This window comes from Streptomyces sp. NPDC014801, from assembly GCF_043082085.1.
Classification (GTDB): domain Bacteria; phylum Actinomycetota; class Actinomycetes; order Streptomycetales; family Streptomycetaceae; genus Streptomyces.
The window spans coordinates 382,007-408,626 of record NZ_JBIBXG010000001.1; the positions used below are offsets into that span (position 1 = coordinate 382,007).

Consider the following 26,620-nt stretch of genomic DNA (forward strand, 5'->3'; position numbering starts at 1 on the left):
ACGCGAAGGGACCGCCCAGTATCCGGACACCCCCTGTGCGGAGGGTGAGCTTCCGGTCACCCGGCAGCAGCGGCTCCGCTACGCCGCCACGGGTGTGTAGTGCGAGGCGTCGCCCTCGATCGCGTAGCTCTCCTTGCCCTCGATGCCCACCGGCACCTCACCGGCGACGGTCACCCGGTGCAGCCGGCGCGGCAGCCCGTCGTAGTTGTCGATGGCGTAGTGCTGGGTGATCCGGTTGTCGAACAGCACCAGCTCGTTCTCCGCCCAGCGGTGGCGCAGCACGTTCTCCGGCCGGGTGACGTACGCCTGGAGCAGGTCCAGCACCTTGCGCGACTCACCCGCCGACAGGCCCACGATCCGCTGCGCGAACCCGCCGATGAACAGCCCCCGCTCGCCGGGTGGGGGTCCCCCCTGCTCGAGCGAAGCCGAGAGCTTGGGGGAGGGTGGACGCGGACCACGGGATGCGCGGTGCGGTACGTGATCGACGTGAACTGGGCGCGCTGGGCGGCCTTCTCCTCGTCGATGTCCTCCTCCGGTACGGCGTAGTCGTAGTCGTTGGTGTGCTCCGCCCACAGCGTGTCGGCGAGGCGGCGCAGCGGCTCGGGCAGGTCGCGGTAGGCGGCGGCCGCGTTCGCGATCAGCGTCTCGCCCCCGTACGGCGGGACGGTGACCGAGCGCAGGCTGGTGGCCTGCGGCGGGTTCAGCACGAAGGTGACGTCGGTGTGCCAGTGGTTGGCCCGGCCCCGCTCGCTGTCCACGGGCAGCACGTTCGGGGCGCCCTCGACGGCGCCGACCGTCGGGTGGGCCGTGGTCAGGTCGCCGAAGTGGCGGACGAAGGCCTGCTGGCCCGCGTCGTCCAGGCCGCCCGCGTCGAACACGAGCGCCTTGTGCGTGTTCAGGGCCTCCCGGATCGCGGTGACCTCCTCGGCGGCGAGCGGCCGGGTGAGGTCGACGCCGCTGACACGGGCGCCGATGCGGGCGGTGACCTTGGTGATCTCCAGGGACATGCCGGGGTCCTTTCAGACGAGGGCGGGGGCGGGGGCGGGGGTCAGGTACTGGTTGGCGGGGCGCGGCAGCCCGTAGCGCTCGCGCAGGGTGCGGCGCGGTCCGTACTCCGCGCGGAACAGGCCGCGCTCGCGCAGGATCGGCACCACGTGGTCGACGAAGGCGTCCAGACCGGAGGGCAGCACGGGCGGCATGACGTTGAAGCCGTCGGCGGCGCCGCGCGTGAACCACGTCTCGATCACGTCGGCGATCTGCTCGGGCGTCCCGGCGACGGTGAAGTGCCCGCGCCCGCCGCCGAGCCGGCCGATCAGCCGGCGCACGGTGAGCCTCTCGCGCCGGGCGAGCTCCACCACGAGCGTGTAGCGGGACTTGGCGCCCTCGATGGCGTCCTCCGGCGGCAGGTCGCCGGGCAGTTCCGCGTCCAGCTCCAGGGTGCCCGGCGCCAGGTGCAGCAGGCTCTCCAGGCGGGCCACCCCGTGGTCGTGCACGATGTGGTCCTCCAGCAGCCGCTCCGCCGCCCGCGCCTCGGCCTCGGTCGAGCCGAGCACCGGGACGATGCCGGGCAGCACCTTCAGGTGCTCCGGGTCGCGGCCGGCCGCCGCCGTGCGGGCCTTGAGGTCGGCGTAGAAGGCCTGCGCGTCGGCCAGGGTCTGCTGCGCGGTGAAGACGGCCTCCGCGTAGCGGGCGGCGAAGGCCTTGCCGTCCTCGCTGGAGCCGGCCTGCACGAGCAGCGGGTAGCCCTGCGGCGTGCGCGGCACGTTGAGGGCGCCGGCGACGCTGAAGTACGTCCCCCGGTGGCGCGCCGGGTGGATCTTGCCGTCGTCGCCCCAGACGCCGGCCGCCTTGTCGGCGACGACCGCGTCGTCCTCCCAGCTGTCCCACAGCTTCAGCGCCACGTCCAGGAACTCCGCGGCCCGGGCGTACCGTTCGGCGTGCGCGGGCTCCGCGTCCAGCCCGAAGTTGCGGGCGGCCTCCGCCCCGGCCGTGGTGACCACGTTCCAGCCGGCCCGGCCGCCGCTGATGATGTCCAGCGAGGCCAGCTTGCGCGCCAGGTTGTAGGGCGAGTTGTAGGACGTGGAGGCGGTGGCGATCAGGCCGATGTGCTCGGTCGCGGTCGCCAGCGCGGTCAGCAGGGTCAGCGGTTCCAGGGCGCCGGCCGGGCGCTGCGCGAGATTGCTCCACAGCTGCGGGCCGTCGGCGAGGAAGAGGGAGTCGAAGGCGCCGCGCTCGGCGGTGCGCGCCAGCCGCACGTAGTGCGCGAGGTCGACGTGCGCGTACGGGTCGCTCTCCGGCAGCCGCCAGGAGGCCTCGTGATGGCCGGTGTTCATCAGGAACGCGTTCAGATGCAGCTGTCGTGCGGTCATCGCTGGTCCTTGGGTCGGCGGGTCATGCGTGGTCCTCCGTGACGCCGAGGGCGGCGAGCAGGCGCTCGCGGTAGGCGCCGAGCAGCGGGTCGCGGTAGGAGCGCGGATGGGGACGGTCGATGGTCAGGTCGAGGCCGATCCGGCCCGCTTCGAGCACCAGCACCCGGTCGGCGAGCACGATCGCCTCGTCCACGTCGTGGGTGACCAGCAGCACCGACGGCCGGTGGGACTGCCACAGGTCGCGAAGCAGGCCGTGCATCCTGATCCGGGTCAGCGCGTCCAGCGCGCCGAACGGCTCGTCGGCCAGCAGCAGTTCCGGCTCGCGCACCAGGGAGCGGGCGAGGGCGGCGCGCTGCGCCTCACCGCCGGACAGCTCGCCCGGCCACGCCTGCTCGCGGTGGGTGAGGCCCACCTCGGCCAGCGCGGCCCGGCCCCGGTCCTCGGCGTCCCTGCCGTCCAGCCCGAGCAGGACGTTGTCCAGCACCCGCCGCCAGGGCAGCAGCCGCGCGTCCTGGAAGACCACCGAGACCCGCTCGGGCGCGGTGAGCTCCCCCTCGCCGCTCACCCCGTGGTCCAGGCCGGCGATCGCCCGCAGCAGCGTCGACTTGCCGGAACCGCTGTGCCCTAGCAGGGCCGTGAACTGCCCGGCGGGCAGGTCCAGGTCGACGCCGTCGAGGACGGTACGGCCGGCGAAGGACCGGGTCAGGCCGCGCAGCCGGACGGCGGGCCGGGTCAGTTGCTCAGTGTGCGGCGCCATGACAGCACCCTCCGTTCGACGAGACGGACCGCGCTGTCGGAGACCAGGCCGAAGACGCCGTAGATCAGCAGGCCGACCAGGATGACGTCGGACTGGCCGTAGTTCTGCGCCTGGAACATCAGATAGCCGAGGCCGGAGGTCGCGTTGATCTGCTCCAGGACCACCAGGCCGAGCCAGGAGCCGGTGACGCCGAGCCGGAGCCCCACGAAGAATCCGGGCAGCGCACCGGGGATCACGACCTGGCGCACGAAGGTGAACCGGGACAGGCCCTGCACCTCGGCGAGTTCGACGAAGCGGCTGTCGATGCCGGACAGCGCGGCGTGCGTGTTCAGATAGATCGGGATGTAGACGACGATCGCGATGATGGCGATCTTGAAGGTCTCGCCGATGCCCAGCCAGAGGATGAACAGCGGGATCAGACCGAGGGTCGGGATCGCCCGGTTGAGCTGGACCGTCCCGTCGATCAGGGCCTCACCGGCCCGGCTGAGCCCGGCGGCGAGCGCGAGCAGCACCCCGGCGGTCAGCCCGATCGCGAAGCCGGCGCCGGCCCGCTTCAGGGAGGTCAGGACGTCCGTGGGCAGGGTGCCGTCGGTCCACAGCCGGCCGGCGGTCCGCAGCACCGTCCACGGCGCGGGGATCGCCCCGGGGTCGAGGGCCCCGGCCGCCGAGGCCGCCGTCCACAGGGCGAGCACGGTCAGCGGGCCGATCAGCCGGGCGGCGGGCAGCCGCCTGCCGGGGGCCAGCCGGCGCCGCCTGCGGACCGGGGGGAGCTCCCCGGCCGCGGCCGCCCGGACGGCGGGCGTCGTCGTGGTCACGGTGGTCATTTCCGGTACTCCTCGGGTACGGCCCGGGCGGCGAGCGGCTCGAAGCGGTGGTCGAAGAGGGAGGAGACGTCGAACTTCTTCACGAAGCCGCCCTCGGCGAGCAGGTCGGCGGTCTCCTGCTCCCACCGGATCGCCTCGTCCCAGCTCGGCGGGAACAGCGGCTTGTTGGCCAGCGCGGTGATGGACCGCGCCTGCTGAAGGCTCAGGTTCTGCGTCTTGACGTAGAACTCCTCGTCCCAGACGTCCGGGTGCTCGTACGCCCAGACCTGGCCCTTGGCCCAGTGCGGGATGTAGGCGGCGATCGCGGCGGCCTTCGCCGGGTCGTTGAGCACGGACTGCGGCGCCCACAGCAGGTTCAGCAGGTCGACGACGTCGGTGGGGATGGTGTGGGCGCCCTTGGAGCCGTACTGCTTCAGATAGGCCGGCGCCTGGTTGTTGGCGAGCGGGGCGATGTCGACCTGCCCGGACTGCAGCGCGGTCAGGAACTGGTTGCTGGTCAGCGGCACCAGGGTGACCTCGTCGTAGGACAGGCCGGCCTGCTTCAGCGCCCGCAGCAGGACGACGCCCTGGGCCTGGCCCTGCGAGAAGGCGAGGCGCTTGCCCTTGAACTCCGCCACCGTCCGGATGTCGCTGCCGGGCTTGGTGGCGAAGAGGTAGTTGGGCTTGCGGGTGACGTCGATCGCCACGATCTTCGCCGCGAACCCCTGGTAGTGCGCCTGGATGGGCGGGATGCCCGCGTTGTTGGCCAGGTCCAGGGACTTGGCGCGGAAGGCGTTGATGACGTCCGGGCCGGCCCCGATGTTGAGCCAGTGGGACACGGTGAACGGCAGCTCGGGCAGCTTCGCCAGCTTGAACTGCAGCTGCTGCTGGCCCAGATAGGAGGCGATCTTCAGGCTGGTGCCGGCCGGGACCGTGGTGGCGAGCGGCTCGGTGGCCGCCTTCGCGGTGTCGGCGGCGGCCTGGCCGTCCGCGCAGCCGCTGAGGCCCGCCACGGCGGCGGACGCGCCCAGCACGGACGAGAGAAAGGTACGACGGTGCACGGGAGGACTCCCAGGAGGAAATGACAGCAGAATGTCCGGGAAATAGGGCCCGGGAAAGAAGAACTCACACAGCGGGAAACACGCGCTTCATGCGCGGCAATATGTCAGCAACAGAAGGTGCGACAGCTGGTGAAGGAGCTCATGACCAGCATGTTCCCGGCCATGAGCGAGCCCTGTCAACATTCGGAGTTTCTGAATTAAATACCCTCAGGCCAGGTGCCCAAAGGGTCCCGGAACACGGCGTCCAGCGCCACCGAACCACCCGCCACCGCCAGTACGGAATCGGCGGCGAAACTCGTCGGCAGCACATCCGCGGCACGCGTCGGACCGACCGCGTCGCGCAGCGCGGCCAGGCAGTCCTCGAAGTGCAGGACACCCACCTCGGTCACCACGACCGTCTCCGGGTTCAGCACGTCCAGCAGCAGCCCGGCCGCCCGGCCCGTGGCCCGCGCCCGCTCCACCAGCAGCCGCCGGGCCACCGGGTCCCCGCCCGCCGCCGCGGCCACCACATGCATCGGGTTCGCCGAGCCGATCACCCCGGCCGCGCGCGCCCGCCGGCACAGCGTCCGCTCGCCCAGCTCCGCCTGCAGGCAGCCCGTCCGGCCGCACGCGCACGGCTCGCTGCCGCCCGGCACCGGCAGATGCGCGATCGCCCCGGCCGCCGAACGCGGCCCGTGGTGCACCTCGTCGTGCGTCGCGAACGCCGCGTCGACCACGTTGCCCACGAACAGGTGCAGCAGGCTGCCCGCGCCCCGGGCCCGCCCGAACAGCCGCTCCGCGTTCACCAGCGCCCGCGCGTGCCCGTCCACCCGGACCGGCAGCCCCGTGCGGGCGCCGAGCACCTCCCGCACCGGCACCTCCCGCCAGCCCAGCAGCGGATGCTCGACCACCGTGCCCGTCTCCCGGTCCACCCAGCCGCCGACGGCCACCCCGACGCCCAGCGTGCGCCGCCCGGGCACGGCCGCGCGCAACGCCGCGAGCCCCTCCGCGGCCCGCGCCAGCACCCGGCCCGGCTCGGTCCCCTCGTGCTTCCACTCCCGCCGGAGCACCACCCGGCCGCGCAGATCCAGCAGCGCCACCGTCGTGTACGGCACGGCGATGTGCACCCCCGCCACCAGGAACCGCCCGGTGTCCAGATCCACCGGCACGTGCGGCCGCCCCACCCCGCCGGAGCGCCGCGGCGCTTCCGCTTCCCGGATCAGCCCCGCCTCGGCGAACCGGGCGCAGTACTCCGTCACCGACGCCGGGGACAGCCCCGTCAGCCGGGCGATGGTGCTGCGCGCGACCGGCCCGTGCTCCAGCACGGACCGCAGGACGACACTGGCGCTCGTACGGCGCCGGTCGCGATCGGCGACCCGGGGCACCGGGGAGGTGGACAGGACGGAAGGGGGTGCCGCGGTACGGGGCATGGCGATGCGCTTCCTCGGGGGAGGGGGTCGTCGGGGGTCCGCGTGCCGAGACGCGCCGAAGCCGCCGCTCCCGCCCGCCTCAGACCGGGCGCCGACACATGGCCGCGCCCACGCGCCGCAGGTCGACATGGCGACGCGACGAGAAGTACCGGGCCTGGGCAACCATGGCCGAAAGCGTAGGCCCTGACCCCGCGTTCCGGCCAGGGCGCCGCACGTCGTTTGGCGGGACCCCACAGTCCGCCGGACCGCGGCGAGGTGAGGAAGACGGCACTGCCTGCGTGACCGGTGTCACGCCGGACGACGTGTCGTCACCTCGCGTTGTACGAAGCCCACCAAGCCGCGGTCCCGGCCTTTGTCGAGCGCTGATGGTGATCCGCTCGAGCACGCTGGGATAGCGTCACGATGTCCCAGCCGTCCCGACCCCGCGGAGTCCCCATGAGCACCGCTGCCGCCACCCCAGCCCGCACCGGTCAGGTCCTCGCCGATCTGCTCCCCTCCTCCCGCGTCCGCGACGCGGCCCTCGTGCTGGGCGGCGCCGCGCTCACCGGCCTCGCGGCCCAGATCTCCGTCCCGGTGCCCGGCTCCCCGGTCCCGGTGACCGGCCAGACCTTCGCCGCCCTGCTCGTCGGCACCGCCCTCGGCGCCGGCCGCGGCTTCCTCGCCCTCGCGCTGTACGCGCTGGCCGGCATGGCGGGCGTGCCGTGGTTCGCCGGGGGCGCCTCGGGCGCGAGCATGCCGTCCTTCGGCTACGTCCTCGGCATGCTGGTCGCCTCCACCGTGGTGGGCGCGCTGGCCCGCCGCGGCGCCGACCGCAACGTCTGGCGCACGGCCGGCACGATGATCCTCGGCGAGGCGGTCATCTACGCCGTCGGCGTGCCGTACCTGGCCCTGGCCACGCACATGACGGCCACCGAGGCGATCGCGGCCGGCCTCACCCCGTTCCTGCTCGGCGACGCCCTGAAGGCGGCCCTGGCCATGGGCGTCCTGCCCACCGCCTGGAAGTTCGCAAACCGCGACTGAAGACACCCCCTAGTTCCGCAAGAGGCTCGCCGGGTCGTAGGACGACCGCAACCCGGCGAGCCTCTTCGTCGTCTCGGCGTCGTGCAGGCCCTCGGTGCGGTCCTGCGTGCCGAAGGCGAAGTTGGGGGAGCGGCCGAGGGTGTGCGGGGCGAGGAGGGCGAAGGCCGGGTCGAGTACGGCGCGGGCGGCCTCCCGGTCGCCCACGGCCAGCAGTCGCAGCAGAAAGCGCCCTTCGCGCCACGGCACGGCGTTGGGCGCGGGCGTGGCGAGCGCTCCGCCGAGATGGTTGATCTGCACGACGCACATCGGCCCGCCGGCATCCGGTCCGGTCCGGGCGAGCACCTCCGCGGCCGCCCGCACGTCGAGTTCGCCGAGGACCGCGCTGTCCCCGTGGTAGGCGTGCGGGACGTCCGGGTCGCTGTGGATGGTGTGGCTGTCGGTGTACGGCAGCACGCGCAGCGAGTCGGACAGCGCGGGCCCGATCTCCCGCAGCGGCGCGACCAGCCGCTCCCCGTCGTCGCCGGTGTACGCCACCCGCACCGACACCACGTACCGCCCCCGCAGATGCGGCGGCAGGGCCGGCAGGTCCGGATAGGGGACGGCGGCGAAGGACGAGGTCAGCGTGGACGGCACGGTCCGCGTCCACGCCTCGTACGCGCGCAGTGCCGCCGCCGGGTCCACCCGGCGCCCGTCGAAGGCGAGCGCGCCGCCGTACAGCGTGGTCACGGGCACCAGCCCGATCTCCAGCGCGGTCACGATGCCGAGGCCGTGCCCGCCGCCGAGCAGCCCCCAGTACAGCTCGTCGCCCGGGGTGACGTGGCGCGGCCGGCCGTCGCCGGTGACGACGTCGAGGGAGCGCACATGGTCGGCGGCGTAGCCGAACGTGCGGGCGAGGATGCCCAGTCCGCCGCCGAGGGTGTAGCCGACGACGCCGACGGACGGCGCGGAGCCGTTCAGAGGGGCCAGCCCGTGCGGTGCGGCCGCCGCGACGACCTGCCCCCAGCGCACCCCGGCCTCCACCCGCGCGGTGCGGGCCGCCGCGTCGATCGTCACCCCGTCCATGCGGGAGGTCGTCACGAGCATCCCGCCCTCGACGGCACCGGGCAGCCCGTGCCCGGTCGACTGCGCCCGCACCGAAAGGTTCCGGGCGGCGGCATGCCGAACGGCCGCGACCACGTCGCCGGCGCACGAGGCGGCGACGACGAGGTCCGGCCGTTGGGTGAATCCGGTCTGGAACCCGGCGACCTCCGCGTCGTAGGCGGGGTCGCCGGGCGTGAGAACGGACAGCGGGGTCAGGTCGGTGGAGAAGTCCATACGGCCGATGCTGGCCGCACAACCTGACAGCTGCCGTCAGGTTATCCGCGCGTGTCGGAGGTGACCTTGTCGTCGGTCGCGGACGGCGCCGCGACGGCCGCGGCGGCCCGGGCACCCAGCACCTTCTGCTTGACGACGGCGATGACGAGGACGACCGCCGCGACGATCAGCGACAGCAGCACCGTCTCCCGGCCGTCGTGCTCGGTGTCGGTGAGCATGTAGCCCAGCACGAAGACGATCAGCGCCGCCGACGCCCAGGTCAGGTACGGGTACAGCCACATCTTCACGACGAGCTTCTCCGGCGCCTCCGCCTGGATGATCTTCCGCATGCGCAGCTGCGAGAAGCAGATGACGAGCCACACGAACAGGGCGACCGCACCGGAGGAGTTGAGCAGGAAGAGGAAGACGGTGTCCGGGAACTTGTAGTTGAAGAACACCGCGACGAACCCGAAGGCCACCGACACCAGGATCGCGGTCTGCGGCACGCCCCGCCCGGTGGTGCGGGCGAACGCCTTCGGCGCGTCGCCGCGCTGGCCGAGCGAGAAGGCCATGCGGGAGGCCGTGTACAGGCCGGAGTTGAGACAGGACAGCACCGAGGTCAGCACGATGAAGTTCATGATCTGACCGGCGTGCGCGATGCCGAGCGAGTCCAGCGCGGCGACGTACGAGCCCTTCTCCGCGATCGCCTTGCTGTCCCAGGGCAGCAGGCAGACCACGACGAGGATCGAGCCGAGGTAGAAGACGGCGATACGCCAGATGATGCTGTTGGTGGACTTGGTCACGGCCCGCTGCGGGTCCTCCGACTCACCGGCCGCGAGCGTGGCGATCTCGCTGCCCATGAAGGAGAAGACGACGAGCAGCACACCGGTGAGGATCGCGCCGGGCCCGTGGGGCAGGAAGCCGCCGTGGGCGGTCAGGTTGGACACGCCCGCCTGGTCGCTGTGCACGCCCGGCAGCACACCGAAGACGGCGAGCGCGCCGATGACGATGAAGGCGCCGATGGCGACGACCTTGATGCCGGCGAACCAGAACTCGAACTCGCCGTAGGAGCCGACGGAGACGAGGTTGGTGGCGGTCAGCACCACCATGACGATGAGGGCCCAGCCCCACTGGGGCACGGCCGGTATCCATCCTTCGAGGATCTTGGCACCGGCGGTCGCCTCGACCGCGAGCACCACGACCCAGAAGAACCAGTACAGCCAGCCGATGGAGAACCCGGCCCAGGGGCCGAGCGCGCGGTCGGCGTGCGCGGAGAACGACCCGGAGGTCGGGTTGGCGGCCGACATCTCACCCAGCATCCGCATCACCAGCACCACGAGCGTGCCGACGAGGGCGTAGGAGAGGAGGATGCCGGGGCCGGCGGTGGCGATACCGGAGCTGGAGCCCACGAAGAGCCCGGCGCCGATCACACCGCCGATAGCGATCATCGACAGATGACGGTTCTTGAGTCCTGCCTGGAGCCCGGACCCGGGATCGCCGGGGGCGCCGGGGCTTTTCTGGCCGTGTCCGGCCTGCGTCAGGGACGGCTGCGAGGTCATGGGGACGGAATTCCTTTGCGCCGCGTGTGATCGTTTCTGATCCATCTCCCGTACGAGCGATGTACGAGCCGGACCAGTGAATCCGAGGTAACGGAATTCGGAAACCTTTGATTCCGGATTGTTATTTGAGCTTTCCCTGAGGTTTCGTAGCGTGACCTACACGCTACGTGGCGGCCGCACCCCGTCCTGCTGCCCGCGCGCCCGCATGTCACACTCATCCCATGCGCGTGTATCTCGGCTCGGACCATGCCGGCTTCGAACTCAAGAACCACCTCGTCGAATGGCTGAAGGCGGCGGGTCACGACCCCGTCGACTGCGGTCCGCACATCTACGACGCTCAGGACGACTACCCGCCCTTCTGCCTGCGCGCCGCGGAGCGCACGGCGGCGGAGCCCGGCTCCCTCGGCATCGTGATCGGCGGCTCCGGCAACGGCGAGCAGATCGCCGCGAACAAGGTCAAGGGCGTGCGGGCGGCCCTCGCCTGGAGCGAGGAGACGGCGGCGCTCGGCCGCCAGCACAACAACGCCAACGTGGTCGCGGTCGGCGCCCGCATGCACACCCAGGAGGAGGCGACGAAGTTCGTCGAGGTCTTCCTGAACACCCCGTTCTCCGAGGACGAGCGCCACATCCGCCGCATCGACATGCTGACCAGCTACGAGACGACCGGCGACCTCCCCCCGATCCCGCCCCACCACCCGCAGCAGTAGCACCACCGCCCCCGGGCCCCGGCCCCACCCGGGGTCCGGGGCGGAGCCCCGCGAGGGCACCTTCTGCCCGACCGAGACGGGTGGGTGGGTGGGAAACTCCCCGGGGTCCAGGGGCGGAGCCCCTGGCGGGGTCTGGGGCGGAGCCCCAGGAACGGCGGGCCCACCCCCACCCGCACCGCCCGCGGAGCGACCCGCACCGCCCGCGGAGCGACCCGTACCGGAAGGAACTCACCCGTGCCGGAAGGGCACACGATCCACCGCCTGGCCCAGGACTACGCCACCCGTTTCCTCGGCACGAACGTGCACGTCACGAGCCCCCAGGGCAAGTTCTCCGACGCCGCCGACCTCCTCACCGGCTCCCCCCTCACCGCCACCGAGGCCCACGGCAAGCACCTCTTCCTCCGCTTCCGCGACAGCGCCCACGTCCACATCCACCTCGGCCTCTTCGGCAAGGTGACCTTCGGCGACGCCCCCGCGCCCCCGCCCACCGACACGGTGCGCCTGCGCCTGGCGAACGCCACGTCGTACGTCGACCTGCGCGGCCCCACCACCTGCGCCCTGATCACGGACGCCGAGAAGCAGGCCGTACAGGCCCGCCTCGGCCCCGACCCGCTGCGCACGGACGCCGACCCCGCGCAGGCGTACCGCAGGATCTCCCGCAGCCGCACGACGATCGCCGCGCTGCTCATGGACCAGAAGGTCGTCGCCGGCGTCGGCAACGTCTACCGCGCCGAGGTCCTCTTCCGGCACGGCATCGACCCGTACCGCCCGGGCCGGGACATCACCCCCGCCCAGTGGCAGGCGATCTGGGCGGACCTGGTGGCGCTCATGCACGACGGCGTCCGCGCCAACCGCATCGACACGGTCCGCCCGGAGCACACCCCGGAGGCGATGGGCCGCCCGCCCCGCGTGGACGACCACGGCGGCGAGGTCTACGTCTACCGCCGCGCGAACCAGCCCTGCCACCTGTGCGGCACCGGGATCCGCACCGCCGAGCTGGCCGCCCGCAACCTCTTCTGGTGCCCCACCTGCCAGCGGGGCTGACGGGCGGGGCCGTCGTCTAGAACCCGTGCGGCAGCCACGGCGCCGCTTCGGACCCGAACGCGAGCGACGCCTCCGCCGGCGCCCCGTCCCGCAGCTCCCGCACCCGCCCGGCCGCCGCCAGCGCGGCCATCGGCACGCCGCCGAGGTAGACCGCCCCCAACTCGCGTACCGACAGGGCGAGATCGGCCGCGTCCCGGGTCCGCTCGCAGGACGCCCCCTTCGCGTCCCCGCTCAGCCGCCAACGCCCCTCGTTCCAGGGGCAGAACGCGTCGGAGACCTCCAGCACCACGTCCACCGGCGCCCGGTACGTCCGCGCCGCGAGCGCCGCGCCCACGTCCACCAGCCGCACGTAGTACTGGTCCCGCATGCGCAGCCGGCAGCGCCGGATGTCCGACACCTGGTACTGCCAGGCCTCGTCCACCGGCCGCCCCCGCATCACCAGCGTCGACGTCAGGTCGATGTCGTACAGGAACCGCCACAGCGCGGCCTGCGCCGCCGGGTCGAGGCCGTACAGCTCCTGCAGCGTCACTGTGCCGTCGTGCCCGGCGGCCCCCCAGCCCAGTTTGACCCGGAACCGGGCGAACCCCACGATCTCGCCGTCGCGTTCGGCGAGCACGCACTGCAGCGCGGACGCCCCGTCCCGCTCGCTCTCCGGGTCCAGCAGCCCGAGCCGTTCCCAGCCGGGCCGGTGCCGCGCCAGCATGCCGGGCCGGGTGGGCACCAGCCGGGCGTACACCGCCTCGCACGCGCCCAGTACCTCGGCCGGCTCGGCGTACCGCAGCCGTACGTCGTCCGTCCCGTCCGGCACGGACAGCGTCACCCGTGCCGTGTCGATCTCCGCGGCGAGCTGGAAGCTCGCGGCGCCGTACCCGAACCGCCCGTAGATCGCCGGCTCCGACGCCGTCAGCACCGCCAGCGGCTCCCCCCGGCGCCGTACGTCGTCCAGTTGCCGCCGCATCATCGCGGTCAGCACCCCGCGCCGCCGGTGCGTCGCGGCCACCCCGACCGCCGTGACGCCCGCCGCGGGCACCGGCGCGCCGCCCGGCACGGTCATCCGGAAGGAGAAGGCCCCCGCCGTGCCCACCACCGCGTCGCCGTCCCAGACGCCGAGGAAGCGCTCGTACTCGCTGAGCTCGCGCCACAGCGCGCGCTCCTGCTCCGACTCCTCCGCCCCGCCGAACGCGCGCAGCAGCGTGCCGTACCACCGCTCCCAGTCCCGCGGCAGCAGCTCCCGCAGGGCGTAGCCGGACTCCGTCGTCTCCTTCGCGCCGCTCGCCATGGGCCATGCCTATCAGGGCCCGCCCCGGACCGGCGAGGGAATTTCCGCCCTCCGCGCCCCGCGCCCGGCCTCCGTGCCGTTCACTGAGAACGCCCTGAGAAAAGGGGCCTCGGACGGGGGACAAGTGGGACCTCCCGTGCCAAGCGCCCGGCCCGATGGATAGGGTCACCGACCAATGGCAGTTCGACGAGAGCGGCGCACGGCGGCCGAGACGTTCCCGGCCCGGTGGAAGATGCAGTGGCACCGGGCCCGCGTCGGCGTGCGCCGGGCCGCCGTCGACTACTTCCGCGGCGACGGCTCCGACTGGATCGCGCTGGCCGGTCTCTTCCTCACCATCCCGCTCATAGCCGCCCTGACCCTCGCCAACTCGGTGTGGTTCTCACCGGCCGCGCTGGTGCTGCCCATCGTCGCGGGCGGCCTGGTGCTGCGTCCGGCGAGCCTGCTCGGCCTGTACGCGGCCGCCGCGACCGCGCTGATCGTGGAGTCGGTGTGGCTCGGCCCGTACACCGAGGGACCGAGCCGGGTCACCCCCGGTGTGGTCCTGGTCGTCGCCGCGTGCGGGTTCGTCGGACTGCTGATCGCCCAGTTCCGCAGCCGGGTCGGCGTGCCCTGGCGGCGCGGCGGCACCATGCTGTTCGACCTGCGTGAACGCATCCGGGTGCAGAGCACGCTGCCGCCGCTGCCGCGCGGCTGGCACCAGGAGATGGCGCTGCGCCCGGCCGGCGGCCAGTCCTTCTCCGGCGACTTCGTCGTCGCGGCCCGCACCAACGGGGGCCGCACCCTGGAGGTCGTCCTCACCGACGTCTCCGGCAAGGGCATGGACGCCGGCTCGCGCGCCCTGCTGCTGTCGGGCGCCTTCGGCGGGCTGCTCGGCTCGCTGCCCCCGCACGCCTTCCTTCCCGCCGCCAACGGCTATCTGCTGCGCCAGGACTGGGAGGAGGGCTTCGCCACCTCCATCCATCTGGTCCTCGACCTGGACTCCGGCGACTACGAGTTGTACTCCGCGGGCCATCCGCCGGGGCTCCAGCTGAGCGCGGGCAGCGGCCGCTGGGAGGAGAAGGCCGCCGAGGGCCCGCTTCTGGGCGTGTACGACGGCGCCCAGTTCGACCCGGTCAAGGGCACCCTGCGCCCCGGCGACGTGCTGATGCTGTTCACCGACGGTCTGGTGGAGACCTCCGACCGGGACATCGTGGAGGGCATCGACCGCCTCACCGGCGAGGCCGACCGCTATGTCGCCGCCGGCTTCCAGGGCGCCGCCTGGCACCTGATCGAGGCCGTCGCCAAGGACGTCAACGACGACCGGGCCCTGCTCCTGATCTGCCGCGAGGGCCCGACGGCCTCGTCGATGTCCCCGGCACCCTGACGCCACCCACCGCGCTGGAGGACCGTTGCTGACCCTGACGGACGTCGAAGCCCTCGCCCGCGCCGCGCACGCCGGCCAGACCGACAAGGCGGGCCGACCCTACGCCGAGCACCTGCACGCCGTCGCGGAAGGGGTACGGACCCGCGGCGGCGACGCCGAGCAGATCGCCGCTGCCTGGCTGCACGACGCCGTCGAGGACGACGCGCTCTCCGAGCAGTGGCTGGCCGACGCCGCCCTCAGCCGCCGTACCAAGGACATCGTGCGCGCCCTGACCAAGCGGGCGGGGGAGAGCCCGCAGGAGTACGCCGGGCGGATCCTCGCCACCGACGGGGCGCTGCTGGTGAAGGAGGCGGACCTGGCGCACAACGCCGACCCGGCCCGCCTCGCCGTCCTGGACCCGGCGACCCGCGCCCGGCTCACCGAGAAGTACGCCCGCATGCGCGCCCTGCTGGGCCTGACGGAACCGGCCTGACCCCGTCCGGCCCGGGTCCCGCCCAGCTGCCGGGGCCTCCCGGCTCTAGGCGCCGACCCGTTCCGGTTCCGCCGCCGGCATGCGCTCGCGGGCGCGGGCCTGTGCCGCGGGGTCCGGGCGGAACGCCCACTCCATCCGCGGTTCCGTCACGCACCGCAGGGCGCGCCGCACCGGCGGCGTGCACAGCGCGGTGACGACGGCGGCCGCGAGCACCGTCAACGCCGGCACGCCGAGCGGGCGGTACACCCAGTCCTGGTCGAACCAGCCCCGGTAGACGGCGAACTTCACCAGGAATCCGTGCAGCAGATAGCCGGTGATGGTGCCCGCGCCGAGGCCCGTGCACCACAGGCGGCGCCCCGGCACCCAGGCGAGGAAGCCCGCCGTCAGCAGCAGCGTGCAGACCATCATCGCCAGCGTCATCACCGGGCCGCACCACCACGGCGCGCCCAGGTCCTGCGCGGCCGACTGGCGGTAGAACCAGCCGCCGTTCATCCGCGGCACCGACCACCAGGCGGCCGCGAACGCGACGGCGAACAGCGGCACCGCCGCGATCCGCACCGAGCGCCGGCGCACCCACTGGAAGTGCTCGCGCCGCAGGCACAGGCCGAGCACGAAGTACGGCAGGAACTGCAGGACGCGCTGGAGGTCGAAGTCCTGCCCGATGCTGGGGCTCAGGCTCGCCAGCGCGGCGACGCCCACGGCGACCGGCAGCGGATGGCGCATCACCTTCCACAGCGGCGTGGTCAGCCGCCAGATGAACAGGGCCGCCAGGAACCACATCAGATAGCTGGGGTCCAGCAGGCTGATCTCGGTGTCGGGCCGGTCCGCGACGTCCTTGAACAGCTCGTACGCGGTCTCGAAGACGACGTACGGCACCGCGACGCCGGTGACCAGGCGCCGCAGCCGGTCCGGCCGCATGTCGAACCCGCGCGAGAAATAGCCGGAGACGAGGACGAACGCCGGCATGTGGAACGTGTACACGACCCGGTACGCGCTCTCCACGGCACGGCTGTGGTCCATCATCTGCGCCCACGTGTGCCCGACGGCGACCAGCACGATGGCCAGATATTTGGCGTTGTCGAAAAAGGCGTCGCGCTGCTTGACCATTCGAGGCACCCTAACGCCCCTCCAGCGCAGGGCCAACAGCCCGAAATGTCCTGGATAATCGCCCTCAAACTGCCCTAAATGGGCAGGCTGCGCACCGGTGTTCGGCCCCTCGCCGATCCGGCCGACGGCGCGTCACGTCCCGCGCCACGGGGCACGGTTGGTGGCACGATGGTTCCCGGCGGGGGTGTGTGGGGTAGCACCCCCGGGCCGGGAGAGCGGACCGACCGAGGGTGTGATCTGTTGTGGCCATTTCACTGTCAGTGGTGCTGCTGTTGGCGATCATCCTGGTGGTGCTGATCCGGGGAGGGTCGATCAAGGCGGGGCCCGCGATCGTCGCCATCCTCTTCGGCTTCTTCCTCGCCTCGACCGGGATGGCCCCCTCGATCAACCGCTTCCTCAACTCGATAGCGGAAACGATCAACTCGATCAGCTTCTGAGCTCTCTTCCGCCGGCTCCGTGGCACCGGAACTATCTTGACGTCGAGATACCTGCCGGGCAGGCTGATCGGATGACGACCGACACCGCCGCCTTTGCCGCCGGCTTCCCGGACATCCCCCCGGCCACGCTCGCCGACCTCGTCGGGCGGGAGCAGGTGATGGACATAGGCATCCGGCCCCTGTGGTCCCCGATGCCGCGGCTGGCCGGTCCGGCGTTCACCGTGCGGTGCCGCCCCGGCGACAACCTCATGCTGCACGCCGCCATCCACCGCGCCGCGCCCGGCTCGGTGATCGTGGTCGAGTCCGGCGACCTCGACCACGCCCTCGCCGGCGGCAACGTCTGCGCGGTCGCCCGGCGCCGGGGCGTCGCCGGCTTCGTCCTCGACGGCGTCATCCGCGACGTCGCCGAGGCGCGCGGCCTCGGCTTCCCGGTCTTCGCCCGCGGCGTCATCCCGATCCCGGGCACCAAGCAGGCCGTCGACCCGCTCGACGTGCCGGTGCGCTGCGGCGGCGTCCAGGTGCACCCCGGCGACGTCGTGGTCGCCGACGAGGAGGGCGTGGTGGCGGTCCCCGCCGCCCGGAGCGAGCAGGTGCTGGCGGCCGCCCGCGCCCGGCTGGCCGAGGAAGCAGCGCAGTCCCTGGACGCCTGGGAGGCGTCCCACCGCGCCCGCATCGACAAGATCCTCGCCGAGCACGGCTACGAGGACTGAGGCGCCGGCCACGGCCACGGCGCCGGGAACGACTCAGGCCCGGGTGAGGCGGGGGAAACCCCGTCTCACCCGGGCCTGAGTGCTGTCAGAGCGGGCGACGGGAATCGAACCCGCGTAGCCAGTTTGGAAGACTGGGGCTCTACCATTGAGCTACGCCCGCACACATCGCGCCGCAGGCCAGGAAGGCCGCGGCACTGCAAGGCATCGTAGCGGGTCGGCACCCCTCACCGCACACCCCTTGCCGCGTGCGCGCCCCCGGACGCGCGCTCCGCGCCCCCGGCGTCCCCGTACGCGCGCGTGATTGCGGCAGCCGTTCTGCCTGCGGGCATGTACCCTACGTGTCGCACCAGACGGGGTGTGGCGCAGCTTGGTAGCGCGTCCGCTTTGGGAGCGGAAGGCCGTGGGTTCAAATCCCGCCACCCCGACCACTGCACCACCACCTGCGCGATCACGCGCCCGGTCACCTGCGTGATCGCGGCGCGGGCGACTCGGGTGATCGCCTTTTGGGCCGTTCAGCGGCTGCGGTTACTATGCAAGCTGCGCGCCCGTGTGTCTCACACTGCAGTCCTCCCGGGCGGCGAAATCCGCCGGAGCCGTTCTGGCCCCGGCAGAAACCGAGAAGTCAGCCACAAGGAGACCGAACCGTGAAGAGCGCCGTGGAGACCCTGAACCCGACTCGGGTTCGGCTCACTGTCGAGGTGCCCTTCGAGGAGCTCAAGGACAGCCTCGACGCGGCGTACAAGAAGATCAACCAGCAGGTCACGGTGAAGGGCTTCCGCAAGGGCAAGATCCCGGCCCGGGTCATCGACCAGCGGTTCGGTCGCGGCGCCGTGCTCGAGGAGGCCGTCAACGACGCGCTTCCGAAGTTCTACACGGAGGCGGTCAACGAGGCCGAGCTCTCCGTGCTGGGCCAGCCCGAGGTCGACATCACCGAGCTGAAGGACGGCGAGACGCTGAACTTCACCGCGGAGGTCGACATCCGTCCCGCCCTGGAGCTCCCCGAGGACTTCTCCTCCATCGAGGTCGAGGTCGACGCCGTCGAGGTGACCGACGAGGACGTCGAGAAGTCCGTGGAGCAGCTGCGTGAGCGGTTCGCCTCCACCACCCCGGTCGAGCGCGCCGCCGAGGACGGCGACGTCGTGACCGTGGACCTTCAGGCCAAGGTCGAGGGCGAGGTCCTCGAGGACGGCGTCGCGAACGGCGTCTCCTACACCATCGGCTCGGGCGAGCTGCTCGACGGCATCGACGACGCCGTCAAGGGCCTGTCCGCCGGTGAGGAGGCCACCTTCACCTCCGAGCTGAAGGGCGGCTCCGCGGCCGGCAAGGAGGCCGAGGTCACCGTCAAGGTCACCCAGGTCGCCGCCCGCGAACTGCCCGAGCTGGACGACGACTTCGCGCAGCTCGCCTCCGAGTTCGACACCCTGGAGGAGCTGAAGGCGGACAGCCGCAAGCGCCTGCAGAACATGAAGCAGTTCGACCAGGCCACGCAGGCCCAGGAGCGCGTCCTGGAGAAGCTGCTGGACCTCGTCGAGGTGCCGGTCCCCGAGAAGCTCCTCGAGGACGAGATCAACACCCGTAAGCACAACCTCGAGCACCACCAGCTCGGTCAGATGGGCCTGACCCTCGACAAGTACCTGGAGATCCAGGGCAAGACCGCCGAGGAGTTCGAGACCGAGACCCGCGAGGCCGCGGTCAAGGGCATCAAGACCCAGTTCGTGCTCGACGAGCTCGTCAAGCGCGAGAAGCTCAACGTCAACCAGGAGGAGCTCACCGAGCACCTCATGCGCCGTGCCGCCTCCTCCGGCATGTCGCCCGACCAGTTCGCCCAGGCCGTCGTCGAGGGTGGCCAGGTGCCGCTGCTCGTCGGCGAGGTCGCCCGCGGCAAGGCCCTGGCCCTGGTCGTCGAGGCCGCCACGGTGAAGGACACCAACGGCGAGGTCATCGACCTGGACGACGAGGAGGACGAGGAGACCGAGGCCGCGGCCGAGGCCACCGACTCCACCGAGGAGAAGACCGAGGGCTGAGCAGCCCCGCGGCACCTCTGACGCACGCACGACGGGCCCCTGGGACGTTTCCCGGGGGCCCGTCCGCATCCCGGCCGGGGGGGCGGCCTCAAGGGGCGCGGGGCTGTATCGACATGCGGCTCCGCCGCGTGGGCGCGATCAGCCCCACACGACCCGCGGCCCGGCGACGGCCTTCGCCACCCGCCACGAACCGAAACGGCCCATCCGCCGGAGGCCCCCGCGCTACGCCCCCGGCGAACACCCCCATTCCCGGGATTCCCCGAAGGGACCCGCGCGTTAGGGTCCATGAATACGAGGGCAGTGGAGTCGTCGAAACGGCTCCAGCCCCGCAGGGAAACGTGAGACGGCCCGGCGCCGTCGTAAGACGAGCAGGTGGATACGTGACGAATCTGATGCCCTCCGCCGCCGGCGAGCCTTCCATCGGCGGTGGCCTCGGCGACCATGTCTACAACCGGCTGCTCAACGAGCGCATCATCTTCCTCGGCCAGCCGGTCGACGACGACATCGCGAACAAGATCACCGCACAGCTGCTGCTCCTTGCCGCCGACCCGGACAAGGACATCTACCTGTACATCAACAGCCCCGGCGGCTCGATCACGGCCGGCATGGCGATCTACGACACCATGCAGTACATCAAGAACGACGTGGTGACGATCGCCATGGGCCTCGCCGCGTCGATGGGCCAGTTCCTGCTCAGCGCGGGCACCCCCGGCAAGCGCTTCGCCCTGCCGAACGCCGAGATCCTGATCCACCAGCCGTCCGCCGGCCTGGCCGGTTCGGCCTCCGACATCAAGATCCACGCCGAGCGGCTGCTGCACACCAAGAAGCGCATGGCCGAGCTCACGGCGCTGCACACCGGCCAGACGGTCGAGCAGATCACCCGCGACTCGGACCGCGACCGCTGGTTCGACGCCTACGAGGCCAAGGACTACGGCCTGATCGACGACGTGATCGCCACGGCCGCCGGCATGCCGGGCGGCGGCGGCACCGGGGCGGGCTCGTAACGGGCCCCCAAGGCCCCTGCAACGCCCGTACGGCACCGGATGGCCCCTGAGGGCCACCGGCCCCCGCGACCGCCCCAGCCACCGCCCCAGCCCTTTCCAGGAGACACCGTGAACGACTTCCCCGGCAGCGGCATCTACGACCGTACGCGCGCCGAGTACACCGGCCCCACGGCCGAATCCCGCTATGTCATCCCGCGCTTCGTGGAGCGCACCTCCCAGGGCATCCGCGAGTACGACCCGTACGCGAAGCTCTTCGAGGAGCGCGTGATCTTCCTCGGCGTCCAGATCGACGACGCCTCCGCCAACGACGTCATGGCGCAGCTGCTGTGCCTGGAGTCGATGGACCCCGACCGGGACATCTCGGTCTACATCAACAGCCCCGGCGGCTCCTTCACGGCGCTGACGGCGATCTACGACACGATGCAGTTCGTGAAGCCGGACATCCAGACGGTGTGCATGGGCCAGGCGGCCTCCGCCGCGGCCGTCCTGCTCGCCGCCGGTACGCCGGGCAAGCGCATGGCCCTGCCGAACGCGCGCGTGCTGATCCACCAGCCCTACAGCGAGACCGGCCGCGGTCAGGTCTCCGACCTGGAGATCGCCGCGAACGAGATCCTGCGGATGCGCTCGCAGCTGGAGGAGATGCTGGCCAAGCACTCCACCACGCCGATCGAGAAGATCCGCGAGGACATCGAGCGCGACAAGATCCTCACGGCCGAGGACGCGCTGTCGTACGGCCTGATCGACCAGATCATCTCCACCCGGAAGATGAACAACGCGGCGGTCCGCTGACCCTCATCGGGCACTGGACCTGTATCGTCTGCCGCCCCTTGGCACGGTGCGCGCATCGCGCACATCGAAGTGAACCGTGCCAAGGGGGGCCCGAACGGGGGGCCCGGCAAGGTACCGTCGGACATAAGGCAGCACCAGGAGCCGCTGGACTTCGACGTCCAGGCGTCTCCCAGGCGAAGGGGAAGCACACCGTGGCACGCATCGGTGACGGCGGCGATCTGCTCAAGTGCTCGTTCTGCGGCAAGAGCCAGAAGCAGGTCAAGAAGCTCATCGCAGGCCCCGGTGTGTACATCTGCGACGAGTGCATCGATCTCTGCAACGAGATCATCGAGGAGGAGCTCGCCGAGACCAGCGAGGTGCGCTGGGAGGAGCTCCCCAAGCCCCGCGAGATCTACGAGTTCCTCGAGGGGTACGTGGTCGGCCAGGAGGCGGCCAAGAAGGCCCTCTCCGTCGCGGTGTACAACCACTACAAGCGGGTCCAGGCCGGCGAGAACGGCGGCGGCAGCAGCCGCGAGGACGCGATCGAGCTGGCCAAGTCCAACATCCTGCTGCTGGGCCCCACCGGCTCCGGCAAGACGCTGCTCGCGCAGACCCTGGCCCGCATGCTGAACGTCCCGTTCGCGATCGCCGACGCGACCGCGCTGACGGAGGCGGGCTATGTCGGCGAGGACGTCGAGAACATCCTGCTCAAGCTGATCCAGGCGGCCGACTACGACGTCAAGAAGGCCGAGACCGGGATCATCTACATCGACGAGATCGACAAGGTCGCCCGCAAGAGCGAAAACCCGTCGATCACGCGTGACGTGAGCGGCGAGGGCGTGCAGCAGGCCCTGCTGAAGATCCTCGAAGGCACCACGGCCTCCGTTCCGCCGCAGGGCGGCCGCAAGCACCCGCACCAGGAGTTCATCCAGATCGACACGACGAACGTCCTGTTCATCGTGGGCGGTGCCTTCGCGGGCCTGGAGAAGATCATCGAGTCCCGGGCCGGCGCCAAGGGCATCGGCTTCGGCGCGACGATCCGCTCCAAGCGGGAGCTGGAGTCCAAGGACCAGTTCGAGGACGTCATGCCGGAGGACCTGGTCAAGTTCGGCATGATCCCGGAGTTCATCGGCCGTCTGCCGGTGATCACCAGCGTGCACAACCTCGACCGCGAGGCCCTGCTGAAGATCCTCGTCGAGCCCCGCAACGCGCTGGTCAAGCAGTACCAGCGCCTGTTCGAACTCGACGGCGTGGAGCTGGACTTCGAGCGCGAGGCGCTGGAGGCCATCGCCGACCAGGCCATCCTCCGCCAGACCGGCGCGCGCGGCCTGCGCGCCATCATGGAGGAGGTGCTGATGTCGGTGATGTACGAGGTCCCCTCCCGCAAGGACGTGGCCCGTGTCGTCATCACCGCCGACGTCGTCCACTCCAACGTCAACCCGACCCTGATCCCCCGCGAGGCCCGCGGCCGCGGCACCGGCGAGCAGAAGTCGGCGTGAGCACGAGCGAAGGGGCCCCGGTCAACCGACCGGGGCCCCTTCGTCGTTGAGCTGGCACGCCCTCACCGGGCGCCGGACGTCAGGCCTTGACCCGGACGTCCTTGCGCAGGTCGGCGGTCACCTTCGCGGAGGTGGCGAGGTCGACGCCCTTGCCGCCGGCGGCGGGCACGGCCATGCCGATCGTGCTGTAGTCCGCCCAGATGCACAGGTACTGGGTGTCCGTGGCACCGGTGGCGGGGTTCTTGGCCTGGGCCTGCTGGCACTTCATCACGGCCCCGTCGAGCCCGTCGGGCGTCACGGACTCGGCGGTGCCGATGAACGTGAGCTTCTTCTCGGGATCGCTCTTCAGGCCGGCGAAGGCCAGGTCGACCGCCTTGTCCGGGTCCTGCACCTTGCCGTACAGGCCCATGAAGGTCACGGCCTTGGACGTGGCGATGGCGACCGGGTCCTTGAGCACGTCGGGGTTGTTGATGTCGACCGTCGAGAACAGCGCGCGGACGCCCTTGGCGTCGGTGATGCCGCCCTTGGCCAGGTCCTTGGCGTCGCTCGTCGAGGCGTCCTCGGGCTCCTGGTTCTCGCCCATGCGCTGGTAGTTGCCCATCACGGTGGCCGGCGTGACCAGCTTGTGCGGGCCGTCGTCCTTCAGACCGCCGCCCGCGCCCCCGCCCCCGCCGCCCGCCAGGGCGAAGTAGCCGCCGACCGCGAGCGCCGCGACCACGGCCACCGCGCCGATGATCACGCCGGTCTTCTTCTTGCCGCCCGCCGGGGCCGGCGGCTGCGGCATCCCGGCGTAGGGCTGCTGGCCGTAAGGCTGCTGCTGGCCGTAGGGGGCCGGCTGGGGCGGCAGGCCCTGCTGCGGATAGCCGTACGGCTGCTGCTGCTGCGGGGGCGGCGGCTGCTGGGGGTAGCCGTACCCGGGCTGCGGCGCCGCCGGCTGGCCGTACCCCGGCTGCGGGGCCTGCGGCTGCCCGGGCTGCGCCGGCTGGCCGTACGGTCCCGGCTGGCCGTAAGGGCCCTGCTGGCCGTACGGACCGGGCTGCTGGGGCTGGCCGCCGTACGGGCCCGGCTGGTTGTAGCTCATGACGGGGTTCCCCCTCCAGATGCTCATGCGTATGCGCCATCCTGGCCGAGGCCCGCCTCACGCACCGCACCGGGGTGGTGACCGTTACAGAAGAATCGCGTTTCGGGACAGGGCGGTGACGCCTCTAAACTGAGCGCCGTGACCGAGAACGCTCAGCAGCAGCCACCAGCGCCCACCACCGAACTGCCGACCCAGTACGCGCCGGCCGATGTAGAGGGGCCGCTGTACGAGCGCTGGGTAGAGCGCGGTTACTTCGAGGCGGACGCGGCGAGCGACAAGCCGCCGTACACCATCGTCATCCCCCCGCCCAACGTCACCGGCAGCCTGCACCTGGGCCACGCCTTCGAGCACACGCTCATCGACGCCCTCACCCGCCGCAAGCGGATGCAGGGCTACGAGACGCTGTGGCAGCCCGGCATGGACCACGCCGGCATCGCCACCCAGAACGTCGTCGAGCGCGAGCTCGCCAAGGAGGGCAAGTCCCGCCACGACCTCGGCCGTGAGGCGTTCGTCGAGCGCGTCTGGCAGTGGAAGAGCGAGTCCGGCGGCCAGATCTCCGGCCAGATGCGCCGCCTCGGCGACGGCGTCGCCTGGTCCCGTGAGCGCTTCACGATGGACGAGGGTCTCTCCCAGGCCGTCCAGACCATCTTCAAGAAGCTCTACGACGACGAGCTGATCTACCGCGCCGAGCGCATCATCAACTGGTGCCCGCGCTGCCTGACCGCGATCTCCGACATCGAGGTCGAGTACCAGGACGACGACGGCGAGCTGGTCTCCATCAAGTACGGCGACGGGGACGACGCGATCGTCGTCGCCACCACCCGCGCGGAGACGATGCTCGGCGACACCGCCGTCGCCGTCCACCCCGACGACGAGCGCTACCGGCACCTCGTCGGCCGCGAGATCGAGCTGCCGCTCACCGGCCGCCGCATCCCGGTCGTCGCCGACGAGCACGTCGACCCCGAGTTCGGCACCGGCGCCGTCAAGGTCACCCCGGCGCACGACCCGAACGACTTCGAGATCGGCCAGCGCCACGACCTGCCCGCGCTCGCGGTCATGGACGAGCACGCCGTGATCACCGCCCACGGCCCCTTCCAGGGCCTGGACCGCCTGGAGGCCCGTTCCGCCATCGTCGCCGCGCTGCGCGCCGAGGGCCGGATCGTCGCCGAGAAGCGGCCCTACGTCCACTCCGTCGGCCACTGCTCGCGCTGCAAGACCACCATCGAGCCGCGCCTGTCGATGCAGTGGTGGGTCAAGGTCGGCCCGCTCGCCAAGGCCGCCGGTGACGCGGTCCGCGAGGGCAAGGTCGCGATCCACCCGCAGGAGATGGAGAAGCGGTACTTCGACTGGGTCGACAACCTCCACGACTGGTGCATCTCCCGCCAGCTGTGGTGGGGCCACCGCATCCCGGTCTGGTACGGCCCGAACGGCGAGGTCGTCTGCGTCGGCCCCGACGAGCAGCCGCCCACCGGCGAGGGCTGGCACCAGGAGACCGACGTCCTCGACACCTGGTTCTCCTCCGGCCTGTGGCCGTTCTCCACCCTCGGCTGGCCCGAGCAGACCGAGTCGCTCGCGAAGTTCTACCCGAACTCCGTCCTGGTCACCGGCTACGACATCCTCTTCTTCTGGGTCGCCCGGATGATGATGTTCGGCCTGTACGCGATGGACGGCACCCCGCCGTTCCACACCATCGCCCTGCACGGCATGGTCCGCGACCAGTTCGGCAAGAAGATGTCGAAGTCCTTCGGCAACGCGGTCAACCCGCTGGACTGGATGGACAAGTACGGCTCCGACGCCCTGCGCTTCACCCTGGCGCGCGGCGCCAACCCGGGCGTCGACGTCCCGATCGGCGAGGACTGGGTCCAGGGCTCGCGCAACTTCGCCAACAAGATCTGGAACGCCACCCGCTTCGCGCTGATGAACGGCGCGACGGTGGAGGGCCCGCTGCCGGACGCGTCGGCGATGTCCCCGACCGACCGCTGGATCCTCTCCCGCCTGAACTCGGTCGTCGCCGAGGTGGACGCCTACTACGACGACTACCAGTTCGCGAAGCTCTCCGACACCCTGTTCCACTTCGCGTGGGACGAGGTCTTCGACTGGTACGTCGAGCTGTCCAAGACGACGTTCCAGGCGGGCGGCGAGGCGGCCGAGGTCAGCAAGCGCGTCCTCGGCGAGGTCCTCGACGTCACCCTGAAGCTGCTGCACCCGGTGGTCCCGTTCGTCACCGAGACCCTGTGGACCACGCTGACCGGCGGCGAGTCGATCGTCATCGCCGAGTGGCCGAAGGACAGTGGCTTCCGCGACGCCGACGCCGAGCGGGAGATCGAGACCCTCCAGCAGGTCATCACCGAGGTCCGCCGCTTCCGCGCCGACCAGGGCCTCCAGCCCGGCCAGCGCGTCCCGGCCCGCCTGGCCCTGGCCGGCTCTCCGCTCGCCGCGCACGAGGCGGCCATCCGCCAGCTGCTGCGCCTGCAGCCGGAGGGCGAGGCCTTCACCGCCACGGCGACCCTGCCGGTCGCGGGCGTGGAGGTCGCGCTCGACCTGTCCGGCGCGATCGACGTGGCGGCGGAGCGCAAGCGCCTGGCGAAGGACCTGGCGGCGGCCGAGAAGGAGAAGGCCCAGGCCACGGCCAAGCTCGGCAACGAGGCGTTCCTGGCGAAGGCCCCCGACAACGTGGTGGACAAGATCCGCGGCCGCCTGGCCAAGGCGGAGGAGGACATCACCCGCATCCAGGCCCAGCTGGAGAGGCTGCCGCAGGCATAGCGGTTTCCACGGCGACGAAGGCCCCGGCGTGTATGAGGCGCCGGGGCCTTCGCCACCGTAGGGGCGCGGGGAACTGCGCGACCAGCCCCCG

The 26,620-nt window shown here is 71.7% G+C and carries 22 protein-coding genes, 2 tRNA genes and 1 pseudogene; 13 read left to right on the forward strand and 12 right to left on the reverse strand.

Annotated features, from left to right (window positions below):
• Positions 1 to 78: 78 nt before the first annotated feature.
• The 6 genes and pseudogenes from ACF1AL_RS01665 to ACF1AL_RS01690 form a co-directional block, all read right to left on the reverse strand.
• A pseudogene (locus ACF1AL_RS01665) lies at positions 79 to 1,007 on the reverse strand (TauD/TfdA dioxygenase family protein).
• Positions 1,008 to 1,019: 12 nt separating this feature from the next.
• Complete coding sequence (locus ACF1AL_RS01670) at positions 1,020 to 2,369, reverse strand: LLM class flavin-dependent oxidoreductase (RefSeq protein WP_386416740.1); 1,350 nt, start codon at positions 2,367 to 2,369, stop codon at positions 1,020 to 1,022.
• A 22-nt stretch (positions 2,370 to 2,391) separates the two neighbouring features.
• Complete coding sequence (locus ACF1AL_RS01675; RefSeq protein WP_384204032.1) at positions 2,392 to 3,126, reverse strand: ABC transporter ATP-binding protein; 735 nt, start codon at positions 3,124 to 3,126, stop codon at positions 2,392 to 2,394.
• Positions 3,102 to 3,950, reverse strand: a complete 849-nt coding sequence (locus ACF1AL_RS01680; protein WP_391659531.1) for an ABC transporter permease — start codon at positions 3,948 to 3,950, stop codon at positions 3,102 to 3,104. Before ACF1AL_RS01680 ends, ACF1AL_RS01675 begins: the two co-directional genes overlap by 25 nt.
• Positions 3,947 to 4,990, reverse strand: a complete 1,044-nt coding sequence (locus tag ACF1AL_RS01685; protein ID WP_366834507.1) for an ABC transporter substrate-binding protein — start codon at positions 4,988 to 4,990, stop codon at positions 3,947 to 3,949. The genes ACF1AL_RS01680 and ACF1AL_RS01685 overlap by 4 nt, the downstream gene beginning before the upstream one ends.
• A 197-nt stretch (positions 4,991 to 5,187) precedes the next feature.
• Positions 5,188 to 6,399: an ROK family protein gene (locus ACF1AL_RS01690; RefSeq protein ID WP_391825316.1), complete on the reverse strand. Its 1,212-nt coding sequence runs from the start codon at positions 6,397 to 6,399 to the stop codon at positions 5,188 to 5,190.
• A 435-nt stretch (positions 6,400 to 6,834) separates the two neighbouring features.
• Between ACF1AL_RS01690 and ACF1AL_RS01695 the strand changes: the two genes are divergently transcribed.
• Entirely contained in the window at positions 6,835 to 7,419 is a 585-nt protein-coding gene (locus ACF1AL_RS01695) for a biotin transporter BioY (RefSeq protein ID WP_366834509.1), read from the forward strand.
• 9 nt (positions 7,420 to 7,428) lie between these two features.
• Here the strand turns inward: ACF1AL_RS01695 and ACF1AL_RS01700 are convergent, their stop codons facing one another.
• Complete coding sequence (locus tag ACF1AL_RS01700) at positions 7,429 to 8,733, reverse strand: FAD-binding oxidoreductase (protein ID WP_391819058.1); 1,305 nt, start codon at positions 8,731 to 8,733, stop codon at positions 7,429 to 7,431.
• A gap of 41 nt (positions 8,734 to 8,774) precedes the next feature.
• Entirely contained in the window at positions 8,775 to 10,271 is a 1,497-nt protein-coding gene (locus tag ACF1AL_RS01705) for an amino acid permease (protein WP_366834511.1), read from the reverse strand.
• A 221-nt stretch (positions 10,272 to 10,492) separates the two neighbouring features.
• Here ACF1AL_RS01705 and ACF1AL_RS01710 point away from each other — a divergent pair, with 221 nt between their 5' ends.
• The gene (locus ACF1AL_RS01710) at positions 10,493 to 10,978 is read left to right on the forward strand and encodes a ribose-5-phosphate isomerase (protein ID WP_366834512.1); all 486 of its coding nucleotides are present in this window, start codon (positions 10,493 to 10,495) and stop codon (positions 10,976 to 10,978) included.
• Positions 10,979 to 11,212: 234 nt separating this feature from the next.
• Positions 11,213 to 12,022, forward strand: coding sequence for an Fpg/Nei family DNA glycosylase (locus ACF1AL_RS01715; protein WP_391779205.1), 810 nt, complete (start codon positions 11,213 to 11,215; stop codon positions 12,020 to 12,022).
• Positions 12,023 to 12,038: 16 nt separating this feature from the next.
• Here the strand turns inward: ACF1AL_RS01715 and ACF1AL_RS01720 are convergent, their stop codons facing one another.
• Positions 12,039 to 13,301, reverse strand: coding sequence for a GNAT family N-acetyltransferase (locus ACF1AL_RS01720; RefSeq protein WP_391825317.1), 1,263 nt, complete (start codon positions 13,299 to 13,301; stop codon positions 12,039 to 12,041).
• A gap of 175 nt (positions 13,302 to 13,476) precedes the next feature.
• Between ACF1AL_RS01720 and ACF1AL_RS01725 the strand changes: the two genes are divergently transcribed.
• Positions 13,477 to 14,664: a PP2C family protein-serine/threonine phosphatase gene (locus ACF1AL_RS01725; RefSeq protein WP_391694786.1), complete on the forward strand. Its 1,188-nt coding sequence runs from the start codon at positions 13,477 to 13,479 to the stop codon at positions 14,662 to 14,664.
• A gap of 25 nt (positions 14,665 to 14,689) precedes the next feature.
• Complete coding sequence (locus ACF1AL_RS01730) at positions 14,690 to 15,136, forward strand: HD domain-containing protein (RefSeq protein WP_391694789.1); 447 nt, start codon at positions 14,690 to 14,692, stop codon at positions 15,134 to 15,136.
• 45 nt (positions 15,137 to 15,181) lie between these two features.
• Here ACF1AL_RS01730 and ACF1AL_RS01735 read toward each other — a convergent pair whose 3' ends face one another.
• On the reverse strand, positions 15,182 to 16,243 hold the full coding sequence (locus tag ACF1AL_RS01735) for an acyltransferase family protein (RefSeq protein WP_391825318.1): 1,062 nt from the start codon (positions 16,241 to 16,243) through the stop codon (positions 15,182 to 15,184).
• 242 nt (positions 16,244 to 16,485) lie between these two features.
• Between ACF1AL_RS01735 and ACF1AL_RS01740 the strand changes: the two genes are divergently transcribed.
• Together ACF1AL_RS01740 and ACF1AL_RS01745 are read left to right on the forward strand one after the other, a co-directional pair.
• Complete coding sequence (locus tag ACF1AL_RS01740; RefSeq protein WP_026178055.1) at positions 16,486 to 16,680, forward strand: hypothetical protein; 195 nt, start codon at positions 16,486 to 16,488, stop codon at positions 16,678 to 16,680.
• A gap of 71 nt (positions 16,681 to 16,751) precedes the next feature.
• The gene (locus ACF1AL_RS01745) at positions 16,752 to 17,390 is read left to right on the forward strand and encodes an RraA family protein (protein WP_391825319.1); all 639 of its coding nucleotides are present in this window, start codon (positions 16,752 to 16,754) and stop codon (positions 17,388 to 17,390) included.
• An 89-nt stretch (positions 17,391 to 17,479) separates the two neighbouring features.
• Here the strand turns inward: ACF1AL_RS01745 and ACF1AL_RS01750 are convergent.
• Positions 17,480 to 17,550: transfer RNA gene (locus tag ACF1AL_RS01750), tRNA-Gly, on the reverse strand.
• Between the two features lie 191 nt (positions 17,551 to 17,741).
• On the opposite strand from ACF1AL_RS01750, the gene ACF1AL_RS01755 reads away from it, so the two are divergent.
• From ACF1AL_RS01755 to clpX, 5 genes are all read left to right on the forward strand, one after another.
• A tRNA-Pro gene (locus ACF1AL_RS01755) sits at positions 17,742 to 17,818 on the forward strand.
• A 216-nt stretch (positions 17,819 to 18,034) separates the two neighbouring features.
• Entirely contained in the window at positions 18,035 to 19,414 is a 1,380-nt protein-coding gene (gene tig, locus ACF1AL_RS01760) for a trigger factor (RefSeq protein WP_384204063.1), read from the forward strand.
• 392 nt (positions 19,415 to 19,806) lie between these two features.
• Complete coding sequence (locus ACF1AL_RS01765) at positions 19,807 to 20,418, forward strand: ATP-dependent Clp protease proteolytic subunit (protein ID WP_366834704.1); 612 nt, start codon at positions 19,807 to 19,809, stop codon at positions 20,416 to 20,418.
• A gap of 108 nt (positions 20,419 to 20,526) precedes the next feature.
• Positions 20,527 to 21,207 (forward strand): ATP-dependent Clp protease proteolytic subunit, encoded by a 681-nt coding sequence (locus ACF1AL_RS01770; RefSeq protein ID WP_366834520.1) that lies wholly within the window; start codon positions 20,527 to 20,529, stop codon positions 21,205 to 21,207.
• 191 nt (positions 21,208 to 21,398) lie between these two features.
• Positions 21,399 to 22,685: an ATP-dependent Clp protease ATP-binding subunit ClpX gene (clpX, locus tag ACF1AL_RS01775; protein WP_366834521.1), complete on the forward strand. Its 1,287-nt coding sequence runs from the start codon at positions 21,399 to 21,401 to the stop codon at positions 22,683 to 22,685.
• Between the two features lie 79 nt (positions 22,686 to 22,764).
• On the opposite strand, the gene ACF1AL_RS01780 is transcribed toward clpX, so the two are convergent.
• On the reverse strand, positions 22,765 to 23,793 hold the full coding sequence (locus tag ACF1AL_RS01780) for a hypothetical protein (RefSeq protein WP_391825320.1): 1,029 nt from the start codon (positions 23,791 to 23,793) through the stop codon (positions 22,765 to 22,767).
• Positions 23,794 to 23,904: 111 nt separating this feature from the next.
• On the opposite strand from ACF1AL_RS01780, the gene ACF1AL_RS01785 reads away from it, so the two are divergent.
• Positions 23,905 to 26,529, forward strand: coding sequence for a valine--tRNA ligase (locus ACF1AL_RS01785; protein ID WP_391819065.1), 2,625 nt, complete (start codon positions 23,905 to 23,907; stop codon positions 26,527 to 26,529).
• Positions 26,530 to 26,620: the final 91 nt, after the last annotated feature.